This window comes from Pseudomonas sp. TE21394, from assembly GCF_054057835.1.
On sequence record NZ_JBSRZR010000001.1, the window covers coordinates 3,678,156 to 3,699,366 of the forward strand.

Sequence of the window (21,211 nt, forward strand, 5' to 3'; positions counted from 1 at the left end):
CCACGGTTATTTGGCAGGCTTTACAGCGAGGCAAGCATGATTAATGGGCAAAGTGCCGGTATTGACGGGGATCAATGGGCGAAGGTCGGAAATGTCCCAGGCTTGCGCTGCGATCCCCCGCAGCTAGAGGGCAGGGGCGGTTACAAGGGCTGCCTGATCCTGGCCCATGGCGCGGGTGCGCCAATGGACAGCGGGTTCATGAATGAAATGGCGCAAAGGCTGGCGGCGCTTGGGGTCGCGGTGCTGCGCTTCGAGTTCCCGTACATGGCCGAGCGCAGGGCAGGGGGTGGCAAGCGGCCGCCGAACCCGCAGAAGGTGTTGCTCGAATGTTGGCGCGAGGTCTACCAGCAGGTGCGACCTTTGGTCACGGGCAGGCTGGCTGTGGGCGGCAAGTCCATGGGCGGGCGCATGGCCAGTTTGGTGGCCGACGCGTTGGGGGTGGATGCGCTGGTGTGCCTGGGCTACCCGTTCCATGCCGTGGGCAAGCCGGAAAAGCCACGGGTCGAGCACCTGGCCGCATTGCAGACGCCGACATTGATCGTGCAGGGTGAGCGGGATGCACTGGGCAACCGTGAGACGGTGGCAGGCTATGTGCTGTCGCCGGCCATCGAGGTGAGCTGGCTAGTGGCCGCGGACCATGACCTGAAGCCGTTGAAAGCTTCGGGGTTCAGCCATGAGCAGCATTTGCAGGCGGCGGCAGAGAAGGTTGCGGCATTCCTGTCGCGATAGTGCCGGTTGGTCGCGGGTTTACCCGCGAAGAAACCGGCACCGGCTACCGCTTAGTCGCGGTACTCGCACAGGTAGGCGGTATCCACTTTCACCTGCAACTGGAACTTGCTGTCGGCCGGCACGTTGAATTTGTCGCCGGCTTTGAAGGTTTCCCAGTTGTCGCTGCCTGGCAGCTTCACGATCAGTGCACCCGACACCACGTGCATGATCTCGCGCTTGGCAGTGCCGAACTCGTATTCGCCCGGGGCCATCACACCGACAGTGGCCGGGCCTTCTTCGCCGGCGAAGGCGATCGACTTGACGGTGCCGTTGAAGTACTCGTTGACCTTGAACATGGGCGACTCCAGAAAAAGGGATGAAAAAGGGCTGGCCAGTATGCCCAAGCCCTCAGCCCCCGTCATCTGCTTTCAGGTGCCGTTGGCGGGAGGGTCAAGGGCAGTAGCCGTGCAGTATTGCGTGCATCTTCCAGAGCCCGGTGCTGCTGCCCGCAAAAGTGCATGCCGGCCAGTTGCAGGGCACCGTTCAGGCCGGTTGGGCGCTGCAGATGGCGGGCCTTGGCGAAACGTTGCTTGAGGTTGATGTGCGGCAGGCTCCGCAGCAGGCTGTCCAGCCCGTGCAGCTGCCATTCCTGATGCAACTGCTGGCGGTCGTAGTCTCCCCAGCTGACCCAGGCCTGAAGCTGCTCACGGTGGTGTCCGAGCCAACGCTCGAAGCTTGCCCACACTTCGTGGAAGGGGGCAGCACTGTCTACCTCGGCCTGGCTGATGTGTGTCAGTTCGCGGCAGAACGGGGTCAACTGCGGCCGACGCCGGGGCTTGACGAAGCGCTGGAAGTGGTCGACTTCGCGGCCCTCGCGGGTAACCAGGCTCGCGCCAATTTCAATGACTTCCATCTCTGTGACTGGCCAACCACCCTTGTCGGTGGTGGCTTCCAGGTCGATCACCAACCACTGGCCCATACCAGGCTCCCTTGCAGATCCTGCTAGAGCGTAGCCAATCTGTGGGCATCGGGCACCACTGGCAATTTGCCCCCGGGTTTGGCACAAGGGCAGCGCAACCGGCAGTTGTGTCCGACCGGGAAAACGCCTAGCTTAAGCGCACCCAGGCATGAACCGTATGAGTGTCCGTCTTGATTCCAACGCCAGGCCGCAAGGCCTTGTCTGCCCTGTTGTTGTTGGCCGTGTCCTGGCTGGCGGTGCCTGCCTGGGCGCTTGACGCCATCGAGGTCAAGGTCGGCGCGGCACACTTCCCGCCGTACACGGTGCGCCCCGAGCAGGGAGCCGATACGGGCCTGCTGCCGCAGCTGGTCGAGGCGCTGAACCGGGCGCAGCAGCAATACCGTTTCACCCTGGTGCCCACTTCCATCCAGCGGCGTTTTGGTGATTTCCAGCAAGGCCGCACCGACATGGCCATTTTCGAGAACCCGGAATGGGGCTGGCAGCAGATTGCCCATCAGACCGTGGACATGGGCCTGGAAGATGCCGAGGTATTCGTCGCCCGTCAGGTCAATGGCCGTGATCCGCATTACTTCGACAACCTGAGCGGCAAGCGCCTGGCACTGTTCAATGGTTATCACTATGCGTTCGCCGGCTTCAACTCGGACCCGGACTACCTGCGCAAGACCTACAAGGCGACCCTGACCTATTCCCACGACAGCAACCTGCTGATGGTGCAAGCCGGGCGCGCCGACATTGCCTTGGTCACGCGTTCCTACTTCAGTGATTTCCTCGCGCGCAACCCGGCCAGCCGCGAGCAACTGGTGCCCTCGCAACGTATCGATCAGCTTTACCACCACTACGCCTTGCTGCGCCCTGGTGCGCCGATCAGCGAGCAGGCATTCGCGGCGCTGCTGCGGGGCCTGCGCAACAGCGGCGAGCTGGCGCGCATCTTCGAGCCCTACCGCATCGCGGTGGTGCCGACACGCGACTAAATTCCCGCCATGCGGCAACGTTTCCAGCAGTGAGCCTTTTCCTTCATTGCCGTGAGCCAAGCCCATGCCGTTCGATGCCGCTTCGCAGCCCCCGTCAGCGCCGCGCTGGCGCAGCCTCAGTGCCGAGGAGGGCGACCACTGGCTGAGCCTGTCCCTCGAAGGCCGCCCGTTGATCCAGTTGCGCCTGGAGGTGGGCGCTACCTTGCACCTGCATCTCGAGCGCCTGTGCCCCGAGCGACCCTGCCAGGCCTTGTGGGCCGCCTGCTACTGGCTGTTGTCCCGTGACAGCGCTTGCCAGCGCCTGGTCTGGCACTTGCCGGAGGTTCCGGCGCAGGCGTTGCTCAGTGGCCTGCTGCTGAACGCCGAGCAACCAGGCCAGTTCCTGTGCGAGCGCGCGCTGTTCTGGCAGTTGCCACAACCCTGGCTGGGCGAGTCGGGCCATGGGGCGTATCCACAGCAGATGCAGCTCAGCAATGGCAAACGTCACCCGCGCCGCCCACCCAAGCCGTGTGGCGAAGTGTACCGGCGTTTCGATGCGCGCCTGGGCAGTTGGGTGTCGCTGCGCACGCTGGAGATCGAGGCAGACCTGGAGCGTTTCAACCGCTGGCAGAACAATCCGCGGGTGGAAGCGTTCTGGCAGGAGGCTGGCACCCTGGCGCAGCACCGCGAGTACCTGGACAAACTCCAGGCCGACCCGCATACCCTGACGCTGATCGGCTGCTTCGATGATGAGCCGTTTGCCTACTTCGAAGCCTACTGGGCCAAGGAGGACCGCATTGCGCCGTTCTACCTGGCCAATGACTACGACCGGGGTATCCACATGCTGGTGGGCGAGCAGCACCATCGCGGGCCGCACAAGGTAGCCAGCTGGCTATCGGCGCTGGTGCATTACCTGTTCCTCGACGACCCGCGTACCCAGCGGGTGGTGGCCGAGCCGCGCGCCGACAACGGCAAGATGATCGGCTACCTGCACGATCAATGCTTCCACTGTGACAAGGAGTTCGACTTCCCGCACAAACGGGCGGCACTGATGATTCTTGGCCGGGAGCGGTTTTTCGATCGCTGTGAACTGGCCTGAGGGCTGGGGGCAGTGTAGCCCTGTAGCTGCGGTTTTCCCGCGAAGCGCGCGACGCGGTGCCCGACACACCGGCTCCGCCGGTGTTCGCGGGTGAGCCTGCTCCCACATGCCCTCGGCAACCTTGAAGGCTCAGGCCTGGCGACCGGCCATCTTGCGGCAGTGCACCAGTGCATCGCGAATCATGAAATTGACCAGCGTTGGCGACACTCCCAGCTCCTTGGCAATGTCCTTCTGCGGCACCCCATGCAGGCGGTACATCTCGAACGCATAGCGGGTGCGCTGCGGCAGCTGGTTCAACGCCTCGGCAATATCATCCAGCGCAGCCAGGTTGATGTGGGTGGCCTCGGGCGAAGCGTTCTGCACCACCACATTCAGGCCTTCCTCCTCGCTGCCGGAGTACTTCAGCTCCATCGCCTGCTTGCGGTAGTGGTCGATAGCCAGGTTGCGCACGATCTGGAACAGGTAGCTCAGCTGCGCCTTGAACGACGAAGTGATCTGCGGGGCGGCGCTGAGCCTGAAGAAGGCATCCTGCACTACATCTTCGGCGCGCGAGCGGCAGCCGGTAATGCGCGCGGCAATCTTGACCAGGATGCTGCGGTTGTCGACGAAGGCCTGCAGTAATGGTGAATCGCACTTACTTGTGGATAGTTGTTCCGCCATGGAAATCACCTTGTCACAGAGGGGAAAGGACGCTTCCTGATGCGGGAAGCTTCCTACGACGTGCGACAACCTATTCGTAGTGATAATTATTGTCAAATGAGAAATGTAATTATTAAGACCTGGTTCTGATTTTGCCGAGCCATGCCTTGGGAGCTGTGGCGCTCGATCGTCCAGGCACCACACCTGCCAAGCCAGACCCCGCTAATTTCTCCCCGTGCCCAAACGTTCCCCTGTGTACATCCGGCCGCCGTACGCTGCTCGCCTTCGTGCGCGCAGCAGCCGGCCCGCCCTCACCAGACACTGGCAGGAACACCCCATGACGGACGCCTTCGAACTCCCGCTCTCGCTGGCCCAGGCCCTGGCCCAACGCGCTGCACAGACCCCAGACCGGATCGCCTTGCGCTTTCTGGCCGACGCTCCCGACGAGCAGGTTGTGCTCAGCTACCGTGAACTGGACCAGCGCGCGCGCACCATCGCCGCTGCGTTGCAGGCGCGGGTCGGTTTCGCTGAGCGTGCGGTGCTGTTGTTCCCCAGCGGGCCGGACTACGTGGCGGCATTCTTCGGCTGCCTGTATGCGGGCGTGATCGCGGTGCCGGCCTACCCGCCGGAGTCGGCGCGCCAGCACCACCAGCAACGCCTGCTGTCGATCATCGAAGACGCCGAACCGCGCCTGCTGCTGACCGTGGCGGCGCTGCAAGGCAGCCTGCAGGGCCTGGAGGCGCTGAGCAGGGCAGACGCCCCTGCACTGCTGGCGGTCGACGGCCTCGACCCGGCGCTGGCTGCGAACTGGCGCGAGCCAACCCTGAAGGGGGATGACATTGCCTTCCTGCAGTACACCTCCGGCTCCACCGCGCTGCCCAAGGGCGTGCAGGTCAGCCATGGCAACCTGGTCGCCAATGAGCAGCTGATCCGCCGCGGTTTCGGCATCGATCTCAACCCCGACGATGTGATCGTCAGCTGGCTGCCGCTGTACCACGACATGGGCCTGATCGGTGGCCTGCTGCAGCCGATCTTCAGCGGTGTGCCCTGTGTGCTGATGTCGCCGGGCTACTTCCTGGCCCGGCCGCTACGCTGGTTGCAGGCCATCAGCGACTATGGCGGTACCATCAGCGGTGGCCCGGACTTTGCCTACCGCCTGTGCAGCGAGCGGGTCAGCACGGCCGCCCTGGCCGGGCTCGACCTGAGCCGCTGGCGCGTGGCCTATTCCGGCTCCGAACCGATTCGCCAGGACAGCCTGGCCACCTTCGCCGACAAGTTCCGCGCCTGCGGCTTCGACCCGCAGAGCTTCTTCGCCAGCTACGGCCTGGCCGAAGCGACCCTGTTCGTCAGCGGTAGCCGCCGTGGCCAGGGTATCGCCGCACTGGAACTGGACGCCGAGGCCTTTGCCGCCAACCGCGCCGAGCCGGGCCAAGGCAGCGTGCTGATGAGCTGCGGTTACCCGCAGCCGGGGCATGCGCTGCGTATTGTCGACCCGCAACGCCTGCAGCTGTTGGAGGACAACCAGGTCGGCGAGATCTGGGCCAGCGGCCCGAGCATCGCCCGGGGCTACTGGCGCAACCCGCAAGCCAGTGCCCGCACGTTTGTCGAAATGGACGGGCAGACCTGGCTGCGGACCGGCGACCTGGGTTTCCTGCGTGACGGCGAAGTGTTCGTCAGCGGGCGCCTCAAAGACCTGTTGATCGTACGCGGGCAGAACCTGTACCCGCAGGACCTGGAAAAAACCCTCGAAGGCGAAATCGAGGTGCTGCGCAAAGGCCGGGTGGCAGTATTTGCCGTCGAGCACCATGGCGAGGAAGGCATCGGCGTGGCAGTGGAAGTCAGCCGCAACGTGCAGAAGGCGGTCAAGCCCCGCGACCTGATCAACTCCCTGCGCCAGGTTGTCGCTGACGCCTGCCGCCAGGCCCCGGCGGTGGTCCTGCTGCTGAACCCTGGCGCGTTGCCCAGGACCTCCAGCGGCAAGTTGCAACGCTCGGCCTGCCGCTTGCGCATGATGGATGGCAGCCTGGATTGCTACGCCCGGTTCCCTGACGTCAACGCAACCGACGCCACGCCGGCCATTGCTGATGGGTTGCAGGCGCGCATCGCCAGGGTATGGCGCGACGTCCTCAAGGTGGAGACGCTGGCAGCAGACGACCACTTCCTGCTGCTGGGTGGCAACTCCATCGCCGCCACCCAGGCCACCGCTCGCCTGGCCGATGAGCTGGGCATCACGCTCAACCTGGCCACGTTGTTCGAGGCGCCCGTGCTGGCTGACTACAGCCAGGCAGTGGCAGCCCTGCTCGCAGTCGACGGCGCCCAAGCCACTGCCATCGCCCCGCTGGAGCGTGGCCGGGCACTGCCCCAGTCGCTGGCGCAGAACCGCTTGTGGCTACTGTGGCAACTGCAGCCGCAAGCGGCGGCCTACAACATTCCGGCTGGCCTGCACCTGCGTGGCGAGCTGGATCAACATGCCCTGGAAGCGGCGTTCCAGGCGCTGGTGCAGCGCCATGAGTCACTGCGCACCGTGTTCAGCGAAGAAAATGGCCAGGCCTTGCAACGCATCCTGCCGTCATCGCCATTTCAGCTGCGCCGCCTGGACCTGGAAGACCAGGCACCCGAACAGGTCGCCAGCCAGCGCGAGGCGGAAGCCTGCCAGCCGTTCGACCTGACCCAGGGGCCGCTGCTGCGGGTGACCCTGGCGCGCCTAGGCGATGAAGACCATCAATTGTGGGTGACCCTTCACCACATCGTCGCTGATGGCTGGTCACTGAATATTCTGCTGGATGAATTCGCCAGGTTGTACGCTGCCCGCTGTCAGGGCCTGGAGGCCAGCCTGGCGCCGCTGCCCCTGGGTTACGCCGATTACGGTAGTTGGCAGCGGCAGTGGCTGGCTGCAGGCGAGGCCGAGCGTCAGCTGCGCTACTGGCAGACGCGCCTGGGCGATGAAACACCAGTGCTCGACTTGTGCACCGACCAGCCGCGCGCCAGCCAACGCGACCACCGGGCTGCCCGGTTGCAAGTGAAGGTGCCGGCCGGCCTCGCCGAGGCACTCAAGGGCCTGGCGCGCGAGCAGCAAGCCAGCCTGTTCATGGTCTTGCTGGCTGGCTGGCAGGCGCTGCTGTACCGCTACAGCGGCCAGGCCGATATCCGGGTCGGCGTGCCGAACGCCAACCGCCCGCGCCTGGAGACCCAGGGCATGGTCGGCTTCTTCATCAATACCCAGGTGATGCGCGCGCAACTCGATGGCCGCCTGCCGTTCAGCCAGTTGCTGGCCCAGGTGCGCCAAGCCACCCTGGAAGCCCAGGCCAACCAGGACTTGCCGTTCGAGCAACTGGTCGAAGCCTTGCCCGAGGCACGCGAGCAAGGCCTGTTCCAGGTAATGTTCAACCACCAGCAGCGTGACCTGTCGGCCCTGCGCCGCCTGCCGGGCCTGCTGGCCGAGGAGTTGCCGTGGCACAGCCGCGAGGCCAAGTTCGATTTGCAATTGCACAGTGAGGAGGACCACCAGGGCCGCCTGAGCCTGGCCTTCGACTACGCCGTCGGGCTGTTCGAAGCCGGCACCATCAAGCGCCTGGCCGGGCACCTGCTGGCCCTGCTGGAACAGGTGTGTGCTGCGCCGCAGCGGGCCCTGGGCGAGGTGCCGTTGCTCGACGAGCCCGGCCGCATGCAACTGCTGGGTTGGGGCCAGGCACCGGCCCTGGCACCGCAATGCCTGCTGCTCGAACAGCTCAATGAACAGGCGCGCAACACCCCGCAGCGCACCGCGCTGGTCTGGGAGGGGGGCGACCTGGACTATGCCGGGCTGCAGCAGCAAGCCAACCGCCTGGCCCATTACCTGCGCGACAAGGGTGTCGGCCCTGATACCTGTGTGGCCATCGCCCTCGAGCGCTCGCCGCAATTGTTGGTCGGCCTGCTGGCGATTCTCAAGGCCGGCGGTGCCTATGTGCCACTGGACGTCGATTATCCCGCCGAGCGCCTGGCCTATATGCTTGACGACTGCGGCGCCCGCCTGCTGCTGAGCCACAGCGGCCTGCTGGGCAAGCTGCCGCAGGTCGACGGGGTCAGCGCCATCGCCCTCGACCAGCTGCACCTGGACAGCTGGCCCAGCCATGCGCCAAGGCTGCATCTGCACGGCGACAACCTGGCATACGTGATCTACACCTCCGGTTCCACCGGCCGACCCAAGGGCGTCGGCAACACCCACGCGGCGTTGGCCGAACGCCTGCAGTGGATGCAGGACACTTATGCGCTGAACGCCAGCGACGTGCTGATGCAGAAGGCGCCGGTCAGCTTCGATGTTTCGGTGTGGGAATGCTTCTGGCCCCTGATCACAGGCGGCAAGCTGGTGCTCGCCGGCCCCGGCGAGCACCGTGACCCCCAGCGCATCGCCGCGTTGGTGCAGGCGCATGGCGTGACCACGCTGCATTTCGTGCCGCCTCTGCTGCAGGCCTTCATCCAGGAACCGCTGGCGCAGGCCTGTACCAGCTTGCGCCGGGTGTTTTCCGGGGGCGAGGCGCTGCCTGCGGCATTGCGTGACCGTGTGCTGCAGGTGCTGCCGCAGGCGCAGTTGCACAACCGTTACGGCCCGACCGAAACCGCCATCAACGTCACCCATTGGCACTGCCAGGCGACGGATGGCGAGCGTTCGCCGATCGGCCGCCCGTTGGCCAATGTGCTGTGCCGGGTGCTGGACGACGAACTTGAGCTCACTGCCCCCGGTGTTCCGGGCGAGCTGTACCTTGGCGGCGCCGGCCTGGCACGTGGCTACCTGGGCCGCCCGGGCCTTACCGCCGAGCGCTTCGTGCCCCGGGTCGATGGCCATGGCGAACGCCTGTATCGCAGTGGCGACCGTGCCCGCTGGCAGGTACAGAGCGAGGCCCTGGAGTACCTGGGCCGCCTCGACCAACAGGTCAAGGTGCGTGGTTTCCGTGTCGAGCCCGAGGAGGTCCAGGCCTGCCTGCTGGCGCAAGCGGGTGTCGAACAGGCGCTGGTGCTGGTGCACCAGGATGCCGTCGGCGCACAGCTGGTCGGCTACTACTGCGGCAGCGCCCAGCCAGCCGAGTTGCTGGCGGTGCTGGCCGAGCAGTTGCCGGCCTATATGGTGCCGGCACAACTCGTGCCGCTGGCACACATGCCGCTGGGCCCCAGCGGCAAGGTCGAGCGCAAGGCGCTGCCGGCCCCGGTGTGGCAGCAGCGTGAGTACGTCGCGCCACACAGCGCATTGCAGCAACAGGTCGCGGCGATCTGGCGCGAGGTGCTGAACCTGCCGCGGATCGGCCTGCAGGACGACTTCTTCGCCCTCGGCGGCCACTCGCTGCTGGCCACCCAGATCGTTTCGCGCACGCGCCAGGCCTGCGATGTCGAGCTGCCGCTCAAGACCCTGTTCGATGCCAGTGAACTGGGCGCCTTCTGTGCCGAGATCACGCGTATCCGCGCCGCCGGCGAGCGCAACCTGCAAGGCGAGATCGCCCGCGTCGACCGTCGCCAGGCAGTGCCGCTGTCGTACTCGCAGCAGCGCATGTGGTTCCTCTGGCAGATGGCGCCGGACAGCCCGGCGTACAACGTCGGTGGCATGGCACGCCTGCGCGGTACCCTGCACGTGGAAGCCTTCGAGCGTGCGCTGCAGGCGCTGGTGGTGCGTCACGAAACCCTGCGTACCACCTTCCCCAGCATTGACGGCGTGCCGTACCAGTGCGTGGCGCAAGATGGCAGCCTGCACCTGGACTGGCAGGACTTCAGTGCAATGCCTGCCGAAGCCCGCCAGCAACGCCTGCAGCAACTGGCCGACGACCAGGCGCACCAGCCCTTCGACCTGGAGCGCGGCCCGCTGCTGCGCGCCTGCCTGGTCAAGGCCGAAGAACGCGAGCATTTCTTCGTGCTGACCCTGCACCACATCGTCACCGAGGGCTGGGCCATGGACATCTTTGCCCGCGAGCTGGGTGAGCTGTACGAGGCGTTCGTCGATGACCGCGAATCGCCACTGCCGCCGCTGCCGGTGCAGTACCTGGACTACAGCCTGTGGCAACGGCAATGGCTGGAAAGCGGCGAGGGCGCGCGTCAGCTGGCCTACTGGCAGGCACGCCTGGGCGATGAGCACCCGGTACTCGCGCTGCCCGCCGACCGTCCACGCCCGCCGGTGCAAAGCCACCGTGGCGAGCTGTACCGCTTCGAACTGGACCCGGCGCTGGTCGCCCGTGTACACGCCTTCAACCGCCAGCGCGGTCTGACCTTGTTCATGACCATGACCGCCACCCTGGCCGCCTTGCTGCACCGCTACAGTGGCCAGCACGACCTGCGCATCGGCGCGCCGGTGGCCAACCGCATTCGCCCGGAAAGCGAAGGCCTGATCGGTGCCTTCCTCAACACCCAGGTGCTGCGCTGCGAGGTGGACGGGCAGATGACTGCCCATGCCTTGCTGGAGCAGGTACGCCTGGCGGCGATCGAAGCCCAGTCGCACCAGGACCTGCCGTTCGAACAACTGGTGGAGGCCTTGCAGCCACCCCGCAGCAGCGCCTACAACCCGCTGTTCCAGGTAATGTGCAACGTACAGCGCTGGGCTTTCCAGCAAAGCCGCACGCTGGCCGGCATGCAGGTGGATTACCTGGTCAACGATGCCAGCGCCACCAAGTTCGACCTGTACCTGGAGGTGACTGACCTTGACGGTCGCCTGGGCTGCTGCCTGACGTACAGCCGCGACCTGTTCGACGAGCCGCGCATCGCCCGCATGGCCGAGCACTGGCAGCAGCTGCTGGTCGGCCTGCTGCACGACCCACAGCAGCGCCTGTGCGAGCTGCCGATGCTGGGCAGCGCCGAACAGCAGGTGCTGGCGGGCCAGTTGCGCGGCGAGCACGCGCCCGGCCTCGACCAGACCTTGCATGGCCTGTTCGCCGCCCAGGCGGCGCGCACCCCCCACGCCGTTGCGCTGACTTTTGCCGGCCAGCACATCACCTATGCCGAGCTCGACCAGCAAGCCAACCGCCTGGCCCGCGCCCTGCGCGAGCGCGGGGTCGGCCCGCAGGTGCGCGTGGGCCTGGCGCTGGAGCGCTCGTTGCACATGGTGGTCGGCTTGCTGGCCATCCTCAAGGCTGGTGGCGCCTACGTGCCGCTCGACCCGGAGTACCCGCTCGACCGCCTGCGCTACATGATCGAAGACAGCCGCATCGGCCTGCTGCTGAGCCAGCGCGCGCTGCTGCATAGCCTCGGCGAGCTGCCCGCAGGAGTCGCGTGCTGGAGCCTGGAAGACGATACTGCCAGTCTGTCGGCCTACAGCGATGCGCCGCTGGACAACCGTAACCTGGCGCAGCACCAGGCCTACCTGATCTATACCTCGGGCTCCACCGGCACGCCCAAGGGGGTAATCGTCAGCCACGGCGAATTCGCCATGCACTGCCAGGCGGTGATCTCGGCATTTGGCATGCGCAGTGACGACTGCGAGCTGCACTTCTACTCGATCAACTTCGATGCTGCCAGCGAGCGCCTGTGGGTGCCGCTGCTGTGCGGCGCCCGTGTGGTGCTGCGCGCCCAGGGGCAGTGGGGGGCAGAAGACATCTGCCAGCTGGTGCGCGAGCAACAGGTCAGTATCCTCGGCTTCACGCCCAGCTATGGCAGCCAGTTGGCGCAGTACCTGGCCGGGCAGGGCGAACAGTTGCCGGTGCGCCTGGTGATCACCGGTGGCGAAGCGTTGACCGGCGAGCAAATGCAGCGTATTCGCCAGGCCTTCGCGCCGCAGCAGCTGTTCAACGCCTACGGCCCGACCGAAACCGTGGTCATGCCGCTGGCCTGCCTGGCACCGGAATCGCTGCCGGCGGACCTCGGCAGCGTGCCGATCGGCCATGTGGTCGGCAGCCGCACGGCCTACATCCTCGACGAAAACCTTGCCCTGTTGCCGCAAGGTGGCATCGGTGAACTGTATGTCGGCGGTGCCGGCCTGGCCCAGGGTTACCACGACCGCCCGGGGCTCAGTGCCGAGCGCTTCGTCGCCGACCCGTTCGGTGCCGCGGGCGGGCGCCTGTACCGCACCGGTGACCTGGTGCGCCTGGGCAGCGATGGCCTGGTCGAGTACATCGGCCGTGCCGACCAGCAGGTGAAGATTCGCGGCTTCCGCATCGAACTCGGGGAAATCGAAAGCCGCCTGCAGGCGCATGCCGACGTCGACGAAGCCGTGGTGCTGGCACTCGACTTGCCGGGTGGCAAGCAACTGGTCGGTTACCTGGTCTGCCGGCAGGCGGCGGCCGACAGCGCCGCCCAGAGCCGGCTGCGTGACGCGGTGAAGGCCGATGCCCGACGGCAGCTGCCGGATTACATGGTGCCTGCGCACCTGGTCCTGCTCGACAGCCTGCCGCTGATGGGCAACGGTAAACTCGACCGCCGCGCGCTGCCGCTGCCGGACCTGGAGCAGGCCCGCCAGCACTACCAGGCCCCTGGCAATGCAGTTGAAGCGCAACTGGCGCAGGTCTGGTGCGACGTGCTGAACCTTGCCCAGGTCGGTGTGCAGGACAACTTCTTCGAACTGGGCGGCGATTCGATCCTGTCGATCCAGGTGGTCAGCCGGGCCCGCCAGGGCGGCTTGCAATTCACGCCGCGCGACCTGTTCCAGCACCAGACCATCCAGGCCTTGGCGGCTGTCGTACGCCACAGCGAAGCCACCAGCAGCATCGACCAGGGCCTGCGCCAGGGACAGGTCGGCCTGACCCCGATCCAGCACTGGTTCTTCGACACCGACCTGGCGCAGCCGCAGCACTGGAACCAGGCAGTGTTGCTGCAGGCCCACCAGGCGCTGGACGAAGCGGCACTGGAACAGGCACTCGCCGCGCTGGTGCGGCACCACGACAGCCTGCGCCTGCGCTTCAGCGAGGCCAACGGTCGCTGGCAGGCCGCTTACGCCCAGCCTGACGCCGGGCAATTGCTGTGGAGCGCGACGGTTGCCGACTTCGCCGATTGCCAGGCGCTGTACACCGACCTGCAACGCAGCCTCGACCTGCAGCAGGGGCCGCTGCTGCGCGCCCTGCTGGTGCGTGACGGCCAGGGCAGCCAGCGCCTGTTGCTGGCGATCCATCACCTGGTGGTGGATGGCGTGTCCTGGCGGGTGCTGCTGGAAGACCTGCAGGCGTTGTACCGTGGCCGAGCGCTGCCGGCCAAGACACACGCCGTGGGCGATTGGGCGGCACGCCTGGCCAGCTATGCCGGCAGCGATTCGCTGCGCGACGAGCTCGGCTGGTGGCAAAACCAGCTGGCGGACGTGCGCCGCGAACTGCCCTGCGATCACCCGCAGGGCGACAACCTGCAGCGCCACGCCCGTACCCTGGCCATCAGCCTGGATGCGCAGCAGACCCGGCAATTGCTACAGCAGGCGCCAGCGGCGTATCACACCCAGGTCAACGACCTGCTGCTCACCGCGCTGGCGCGTACCTTGTGCCGCTGGAGCGGTGATGAGGCAGTGCTGGTGCAGCTGGAGGGCCATGGCCGCGACGGGCTGTTCGAAGACATGGACCTGACCCGCAGCGTCGGCTGGTTCACCAATGCCTACCCACTCAGCCTGCGCCCGCTGCCGGGCCAAGACGATACGGCGCGGGCCGCGTCGATCAAGTGCATCAAGGAGCAACTGCGCCAGGTGCCGCACAAAGGCCTGGGCTACGGCGTGCTGCGCTACCTGGCCGATACGGCGCTGCGCGAGCAGATGGCGGCCTTGCCGCAGGCGCGTATCACCTTCAACTACCTGGGCCAGTTCGACCAGCAGTTTGACAGCGCGGCGCTGTTCCAACCGCTGGACGTCCCTGCAGGCCAGGCCCACGCTGCCGATGCGCCGTTGCCCAACTGGTTGAGTGTCGATGGCCAGGTGTATGGCGGCGCCCTGCAATTGCGCTGGACGTTCAGCACCGAGCGCTATGACGAGCGCACCATCGCCAGCCTGGCCGAGGCCTACCGCCAGGAGCTGCTGGCGCTGATCGAGCATTGCCTGGCCGATGGCAACGGCAGCTTCACGCCGTCCGACTTCCCGCTGGCGCACCTGACCCAGGCGCAGATCGACGCCTTGCCGGTGCCGGCTGCGCAGATCGAGGATGTCTACCCGCTGACACCGATGCAGGAAGGCATGTTGTTGCACACCCTGCTAGAGCCGGGCACCGGCCTCTACTACATGCAGGACCGTTATCGCATCAACAGTGCCCTTGATCCCGAGCGCTTCGCCCAGGCCTGGCAAGCCGTGGTGGCTCGGCACGAGGCGCTACGCGCATCGTTCAGCTGGAATACCGGTGAGGCGATGCTGCAGATCATCCACAAACCCGGTAACACGCCGCTGGACTACCAGGACTGGCGCGACCTCGATGAGGATGCCCAGGAGCAGCGCCTGCAGGCCCTGCACAAGCAGGAGCGTGAGGCTGGCTTCGCCTTGCTCAGCGAAGCGCCTTTCCACCTGCGCCTGGTGCGGGTGGCCGACGAACGCTACTGGTTCATGATGAGCAACCACCACATTCTGATCGATGCCTGGTGCCGCTCGCTGTTGATGAACGACTTCTTCGAAATCTACCAGGCCCTCGGTGAGGGCCGTCAGGCGCAACTGCCCGTGCCGCCACGCTACCGCGACTACATCGGCTGGCTGCAACGCCAGGGCCTGGACGATGCCCGCGCCTGGTGGCAGGCCAGCCTGGCTGGCTTCGAACGCGCCACCGCCATTCCCAGCGACCGCCCGCTACGCCACGAGCACGCCGGCAGCGGCATGGTCGTCGGCGACTGCTACACCCGCCTGGCGGTAGACGACGGAGTACGCCTGCGCGAACTGGCCCAGGCCCACCAGCTCACCGTCAATACATTTGCCCAGGCGGCCTGGGCGCTGGTGCTGGCGCGCTACAGCGGCGACCGCGACGTGGTGTTCGGCGTGACCGTGGCCGGGCGGCCGGTGAGCCTGCCGCAGATGCAGCGCACGGTCGGTCTGTTCATCAACAGCGTCGCCCTGCGCGTGCAGTTGCCGGCGGCCGGCCAGCGTTGCAGTGTGCGCCAGTGGCTGCAAGGCTTGCTGGAGCGCAACATGGAACTGCGCGAGTACGAATACCTGCCGCTGGTGGCGATCCAGGAATGCAGCGAACTGCCCAAGGGCCAGCCCCTGTTCGACAGCCTGTTCGTGTTCGAGAACGCGCCGGTCGAAACCGCCGTGCTCGACTATGCCCAGCACCTGAACGCCAGTTCCGACTCAGGCCGCACCCACACCAATTTCCCGTTGACGGCGGTGTGCTACCCGGGCGATGAGCTTGGCCTGCACCTGTCGTTCGACCAACGTTACTTCGACTACCCGACCGTCGAGCGCCTGCTGGCCGAATTCAAGCGCCTGCTGCTGGCGCTGGTGCAAGGCTTTGCCGGGGAGGTGAGTGCGCTGCCGCTGCTGGGCGCCGAGGAACAGCGCTTCCTGCTCGAGGACTGCAACCGCAGCACGCGGGCCTACCCGCTGGAGCAGAGCTACATCGCCCAGTTCGAGACGCAGGTCGCTGCGCACCCGCAACGTACCGTGGCGCGCTGCCTGGAGGCGACCTATGACTATGCCGGGTTGAACCTGGCGGCCAACCGCCTGGGCCATGCCTTGCTTGCGGCGGGCGTGCAGGTTGACCAGCCAGTGGCGCTGCTGGCCGAGCGCGGGCTGCCGTTGCTGGGCATGATCGTCGGTAGCTTCAAGGCCGGCGCCGGCTACCTGCCGTTGGATCCGGGCCTGCCGCCGGCGCGCCTGCAAAGCATCATCCAGCGCAGCCGAACCCCCGTGCTGGTGTGCAGCGCGGCCTGTGCCGGCCAGGGTCGGCAGTTGCTGGACACGCTGGAGGCGGTGGCACGCCCGCGCTTGCTGGTGTGGGAAGACATCCAGGCCAGCCCGGTGGCCAGCCATAACCCCGGTATTTACAGCGTGCCGGGCAACCTTGCCTACGTGATCTACACCTCAGGCTCCACCGGCCTGCCGAAAGGTGTGATGGTCGAGCAGCGTGGCATGCTCAACAACCAGCTGAGCAAGGTACCCTACCTGGCGCTCAGTGAGCACGACGTGATCGCCCAGACCGCCTCGCAGAGCTTCGACATCTCGGTATGGCAATTCCTTGCCGCACCGCTGTTCGGCGCCCGGGTGGAGATCGTGCCGAACGCCATCGCCCACGACCCGCAAGCCCTGCTGGCGCATGTGCAAGCCACCGGCATCAGCGTGCTGGAAAGCGTGCCGTCGCTGATCCAGGGCATGCTGGCCAGCGACCACCAGGCCCTCGACGGCCTGCGCTGGATGCTGCCGACCGGCGAAGCCATGCCGCCGGAGCTGGCCGCGCAATGGTTGCAGCGTTACCCGCAGATTGGCCTGGTCAACGCCTACGGCCCGGCCGAGTGCTCGGACGACGTGGCATTCTTCCGCATCGATGCCGCCTCGACCGAAGGCAGCTATCTGCCAATTGGCCGGCCGACCGACAACAACCGCCTTTACCTGTTCGACGAGGAGCAGGCGTTGGTGCCGTTGGGTGCGGTGGGTGAGCTGTGCGTGGCCGGCACCGGTGTAGGCCGAGGTTATGTCGGCGACCCGGTGCGTACCGCGCTGGCGTTCGTCCCCCATCCCCATGGCGCTGCAGGCGAGCGCTTGTACCGCACCGGTGACCTGGCGCGGCAGCGCCCGGATGGCGTGCTCGAGTACATCGGGCGCATCGACCATCAGGTGAAGATTCGTGGTTACCGCATCGAACTGGGCGAGATCGAGGCGCGCCTGCACGAGCAGGTCGAGGTCCGCGACGCTGCCGTTGGCGTGCAGGAGGGCGTCAATGGCAAGCACCTGGTCGGCTACCTGGTGGCACACCAGGGCATCAGCGCCGATGCCGCGTTGCTGGAACGGCTCAAGCAGCGCCTGCGGGCCGAGTTGCCGGAGTACATGGTGCCGCTGCACTGGGGCTGGTTCGACAGCTTGCCGCGCAACGCCAACGGCAAGCTGGACCGCAACGCCTTGCCGGCCATCGACATCGGTGGCCAGCACAGCCAGGCGTACCAGGCACCGCGCAATGAGCTGGAGGCGCTGCTGGCGGAAATCTGGGCTGATGTGCTCAAGGCTGAGCGGGTGGGGATGCACGACAACTTCTTCGAGCTGGGCGGGCATTCGCTGCTGGCCACGCAGATCGCCTCGCGGGTGCAGAAGCAGCTGCAACTGAATGTGCCGCTGCGGGCGATGTTCGAGTGCAACACGGTGGCGGAGCTGGCCGAATATGTGCAGGGGCTGCAGGGCAGTGCGCTGGATGACGATAAGGTCGACCGGCTCAGTGACCTGATGGCGGAACTGGAGGGGTTGTAACCTGCGCTGGTAGAGGCTGCACCGGCCTGTAGAGCGGCCTTGTGTTGCGAAAGGGGCGCAACGCGCCCCCAGACTTCAGCGTCATAGCCTGTCGGGGCTGCCATGCAGCCCTTTCGCGACACAACGCCGCTCTACAGATACAGTGACAACCTCAAGCGCAATGCGGTACCTATGTGGTTTATCTGCGAAGAGGCCGGTGCAGCTACCCGAGCTTTCAACGCTTGCCCAGAATCTTCCCAAGCAACTCCGGTCTTGGCGCCCCCTGCTGGCTCTGCAGGTTGCCCTGCTCATCCTGATAGAAGATCGCCGGGGTTGCCTGCAGCCCCATTTCTTCCATCAATGCCATGTTCGCCGCCAGTTTCTGCTGCACCGCCTCCGGCACTTGATCCAGCGGCTTCAGCGTGCTCGCCTTGCCAGCCTTCTCGTGCTCGTGCAGTGCCTTGGCCGGGTCTTTCGCCGCCAGCAGCGCCGCCGACTTGCCCGGGCTGTCTGCGCGAATGATGCCGACCATGATATGGCGAAGCTGCACCTTGCCCGACTCCACCCACGGCCGCGCCTGTTCCCAGAACATGTTGCAGTACGGGCAGTTGGGGTCGCTGAACAGGTACACCTTGCGAGGTGCATCGTCCTTGCCGTCGGCGATCCACGAGGTTTTTTCCATCTTCGCCCAGATTTCCTTGCTCATCGGCGCATACACCAGCTTTTTCAGCGGCTCGGCACTGAGGTCTTTGCCCTGTTCGTCGAACAGGCTGCCGACCAGTACGTGCTTGCCGTCAGGGGTGAGATACAGCGCCAGGCCATTATTCTGGTACTCGGCGGCATACCCGCGCAGGCCGTTGGGGGCGTCGAAGCTGCCTTTGATCTCGGCGCCCTTGGCTTGCAGTTGCTGAATCGCCTTGGGCAGCTCTTCGGCTTGCAAGGTCGGCACAGCCAGCAGGGCCAGGGACAGGGGCAGCAGTGCAGTCAGTCGCATGTCAGTTTCCTTGTGCGGCGGGGGCGGGCGCGGCGGCCCGGTCGAAAGGCTTCAGGGCGTGGCGCAGGCTGGCCCGGGACAGCTCGCCGAGGTGGCTGCCGATCAGCCGCCCGTCGGCGTCGTAGAACAGGGTAGTGGGCAGGGCCATGGAACCGACGCGTTGGGCCAGCAGGCCGGTACCGTCGAACAGCACATGGGTCAGGCTCAGGCCGGTGGTGGCGAGAAAGGTGCTGACGTTTTCCGGGGTCTCGCCCTGGTTGACGAACAGGAAGGTCACATGCGGGTAATCGCCTTGCGCTCGTTGCAGCACCGGCATTTCGCGCCGACAGGGCGGGCACCAGGTGGCCCAGAGGTTGATCACCAGTGGTTTGCCACGGTAGCCGTGCAGCGCCACGGATTGCCCGGTAGCTTTGCGCAGGCTCAGTTCGGGCAGCTCGGTGCCCTTGCTGTACAGGTGCCCGGCGAGGCTGGCCAGGCCCCAGAACAGTGCACCGCTGAACAGCGCCCAGCCCAGCGGGCGGCGCAGCCCGGGATGACGCCAGCCCTGCCACAGGGCGCCGAGCACGATGCCGGCAAGGCCTGACCAGAACAGGAAGCCACCATCGCGGATGTCGATGATCTGCACCGGGTCGTCCTGGTACATCGGCCAGTAGGCCAGCACGAAGCCGGCGCGCGCGCACAACAGGCCGATCAGGAACAGGTTGAACAGCGCCGATTCCGGGCTCTCGCCGCCACGCCGGGCGACCCACCAGCCGACCACGCTGGCGATCACCAGGGCGGTGAGCATCAGCAGGTGGTTGAGGGCCATGGTCAGTGGCCCGAGGGTTACGGTCAGCATCAGCCTTGGCTCCTGGTCTGGGTCCAGTGTTGCAGGAACGCAGCTGCATCCACTTCACCGGTGAGGCGCCGCGCACGACGCTCGTCGCCTTCCGGGCCGATCCAGATGATGCTGGGTGGGCCGGGTACCTGGTAGCGCTGCAGCAAGGCCTGGCTGGCAGGTGTGTCGGCGGTCACGTCCAGGCGCAGCAGGTGCACGCCGGCCAGGGCGGCCTGTACGTCGCCGCGGGCGAACACCTGTTTTTCCATGACCTTGCACGACACGCACCAGTCGGCATAGTAGTCGAGCATCACCCACTGGCCACGCGCCTTGGCCGCATCCAGTTCGCGTTGCAGGTCTTCGGGGCGGCTGACGGTGACCAAGGTAGCTTCGGCGTGCTGGCCGGTGGCCGGCGCAGCACCGCCGGTGAACGGGCGCAGAGGCTGCCAGAGGTCGTCGCCGCCGGCCGCCGCGCCCACCAGCAGCAGGCCGCCCCAGAGGGCGCCCAGCAACGGAATGGCGCGCAATGCCGGCTGCCGCTGCAAGGCCGGCCAGGCGGCCCAGGCCAACGTGATCAGCAGGCCGCCGCTGAGGGCCAGCAGCAGGGTGGCGGGCAGTAGGCCGCGCACGGTGTACAGCGCCATGCCCAGGAAGACGAAGCCGAACACGCCCTTGACCCGGTTCATCCAGGCACCCGGGCGCGGCAGGTAGCGGTTGCCCAAGGTCACCAGCAGCAACAGCGGCACGCCCATGCCCAGGCCAAGGCTGAACAGTACCAGCGCCCCCTGCAACACATCGCCGCTCTGGGCGATGTACAGCAGCGCACCCGCCAATGGCGCGGTCATGCACGGGCCCATCAGCAACCCGGACAGCGCGCCGAGCAGTGCCGCGCCGTACAGGTTGCCGCCCTGCGTGCCGCGCCCGGCGCGGTCCAGGCGGTCACGCAGGGCGGCGGGCAGTTGCAGTTCGAAGGCGCCGAACATGGGCAAGGCCAGGAGCACGAACAGCGCCGCCAGGCTGCCCAGCAGCCAGGGTTGCTGCAGCCAGGCCTGCAGGCTGGCACCCAGCAGCGCGGCGACCACCCCCAGGGCGGCGTACACCAGCGCCATGCTCAGCACATAGACCCCGGCCAGCACCCAGCCGCGTCGGGCACTGGCGCCATTGCCCAGGACCAGCCCGGCGAGGATCGGCAGCATCGGCAGCGAGCAGGGGGTAAAGGCCAGCAACAGGCCAAGGCCGAAGAACGCCAGCAGGCTCCAGGCCAGGTGGCCTTGTTGCAGGTCGCTGGCCAGGGCCTGGTCACTGGCTTGCCCGGCTGTCGGCGTCACGCTGCCACCCAGGTCGATCAGCGTGGTTTGCGGCGGGTAGCACAGGCCGGCATCGGCGCAGCCCTGCCAGCCCAGGCGCAGCTGGCCCTGGGCGCTGGCGGGCAGCAGCAGTTCGAGCTGGTCGCGGTACACCGCACTGTCGCCAAAGAATTCGTCGTGGTGGTTGAGCGCAGGTGGCAACTGCGGGTGTTGTTCGCCGGGCAGGCCGTCGAACTTCAGGCGTTTCTGATACAGGTAGTAGCCCGGCTTGATCTGGAAGTACAGGCGCATCCGGCCGTCGGCCTGGCGGTCGTGAGTCAGCACGAAGGCTTGGTCGACCGGCAGGAAGTCAGGTTTGACGTCGAACGGGTTGGCCTGCAACGGGCCGGCCAGCAGCAATGTCAGGAACAGCAGGAGGACGCGCATGTCTTCGCCTTGGCAGATCGAG

Annotated in this window: 10 protein-coding genes; 4 read left to right on the forward strand and 6 right to left on the reverse strand. The window is 66.5% G+C overall.

Going from position 1 to position 21,211, the window contains the following annotated elements:
* Positions 1-36: 36 nt before the first annotated feature.
* The gene (locus ACVWZT_RS16910) at positions 37-729 is read left to right on the forward strand and encodes an alpha/beta family hydrolase (protein WP_296234574.1); all 693 of its coding nucleotides are present in this window, start codon (positions 37-39) and stop codon (positions 727-729) included.
* 50 nt (positions 730-779) lie between these two features.
* Here the strand turns inward: ACVWZT_RS16910 and ppnP are convergent, their stop codons facing one another.
* Together ppnP and ACVWZT_RS16920 are read right to left on the reverse strand one after the other, a co-directional pair.
* On the reverse strand, positions 780-1,064 hold the full coding sequence (gene ppnP, locus ACVWZT_RS16915; RefSeq protein ID WP_289135860.1) for a pyrimidine/purine nucleoside phosphorylase: 285 nt from the start codon (positions 1,062-1,064) through the stop codon (positions 780-782).
* A gap of 62 nt (positions 1,065-1,126) precedes the next feature.
* Complete coding sequence (locus ACVWZT_RS16920; protein WP_457470367.1) at positions 1,127-1,687, reverse strand: exonuclease domain-containing protein; 561 nt, start codon at positions 1,685-1,687, stop codon at positions 1,127-1,129.
* A 170-nt stretch (positions 1,688-1,857) separates the two neighbouring features.
* Here ACVWZT_RS16920 and ACVWZT_RS16925 point away from each other — a divergent pair, with 170 nt between their 5' ends.
* Together ACVWZT_RS16925 and ACVWZT_RS16930 are read left to right on the forward strand one after the other, a co-directional pair.
* Positions 1,858-2,658 (forward strand): substrate-binding periplasmic protein, encoded by an 801-nt coding sequence (locus tag ACVWZT_RS16925; RefSeq protein ID WP_457472092.1) that lies wholly within the window; start codon positions 1,858-1,860, stop codon positions 2,656-2,658.
* A gap of 64 nt (positions 2,659-2,722) precedes the next feature.
* Positions 2,723-3,736, forward strand: a complete 1,014-nt coding sequence (locus ACVWZT_RS16930; RefSeq protein WP_457470369.1) for a GNAT family N-acetyltransferase — start codon at positions 2,723-2,725, stop codon at positions 3,734-3,736.
* Between the two features lie 129 nt (positions 3,737-3,865).
* On the opposite strand, the gene ACVWZT_RS16935 is transcribed toward ACVWZT_RS16930, so the two are convergent.
* A complete protein-coding gene (locus ACVWZT_RS16935; protein ID WP_225778588.1) occupies positions 3,866-4,396 on the reverse strand; it encodes an RNA polymerase factor sigma-70 in 531 nt (176 codons plus the stop codon).
* 316 nt (positions 4,397-4,712) lie between these two features.
* On the opposite strand from ACVWZT_RS16935, the gene ACVWZT_RS16940 reads away from it, so the two are divergent.
* The gene (locus tag ACVWZT_RS16940; RefSeq protein WP_457470371.1) at positions 4,713-17,666 is read left to right on the forward strand and encodes a non-ribosomal peptide synthetase; all 12,954 of its coding nucleotides are present in this window, start codon (positions 4,713-4,715) and stop codon (positions 17,664-17,666) included.
* A gap of 214 nt (positions 17,667-17,880) precedes the next feature.
* Here the strand turns inward: ACVWZT_RS16940 and dsbG are convergent, their stop codons facing one another.
* The 3 genes from dsbG to dsbD are packed head-to-tail and all read right to left on the reverse strand — an operon-like array spanning position 17,881 to position 21,189.
* Positions 17,881-18,639: a thiol:disulfide interchange protein DsbG gene (gene dsbG, locus ACVWZT_RS16945; RefSeq protein WP_296234586.1), complete on the reverse strand. Its 759-nt coding sequence runs from the start codon at positions 18,637-18,639 to the stop codon at positions 17,881-17,883.
* A gap of 1 nt (position 18,640) precedes the next feature.
* Positions 18,641-19,477 (reverse strand): prolipoprotein diacylglyceryl transferase family protein, encoded by an 837-nt coding sequence (locus ACVWZT_RS16950; RefSeq protein ID WP_457470373.1) that lies wholly within the window; start codon positions 19,475-19,477, stop codon positions 18,641-18,643.
* The gene (gene dsbD, locus ACVWZT_RS16955) at positions 19,477-21,189 is read right to left on the reverse strand and encodes a protein-disulfide reductase DsbD (protein WP_457470374.1); all 1,713 of its coding nucleotides are present in this window, start codon (positions 21,187-21,189) and stop codon (positions 19,477-19,479) included. Before dsbD ends, ACVWZT_RS16950 begins: the two co-directional genes overlap by 1 nt.
* Between the last annotated feature and the right edge of the window lie 22 nt (positions 21,190-21,211).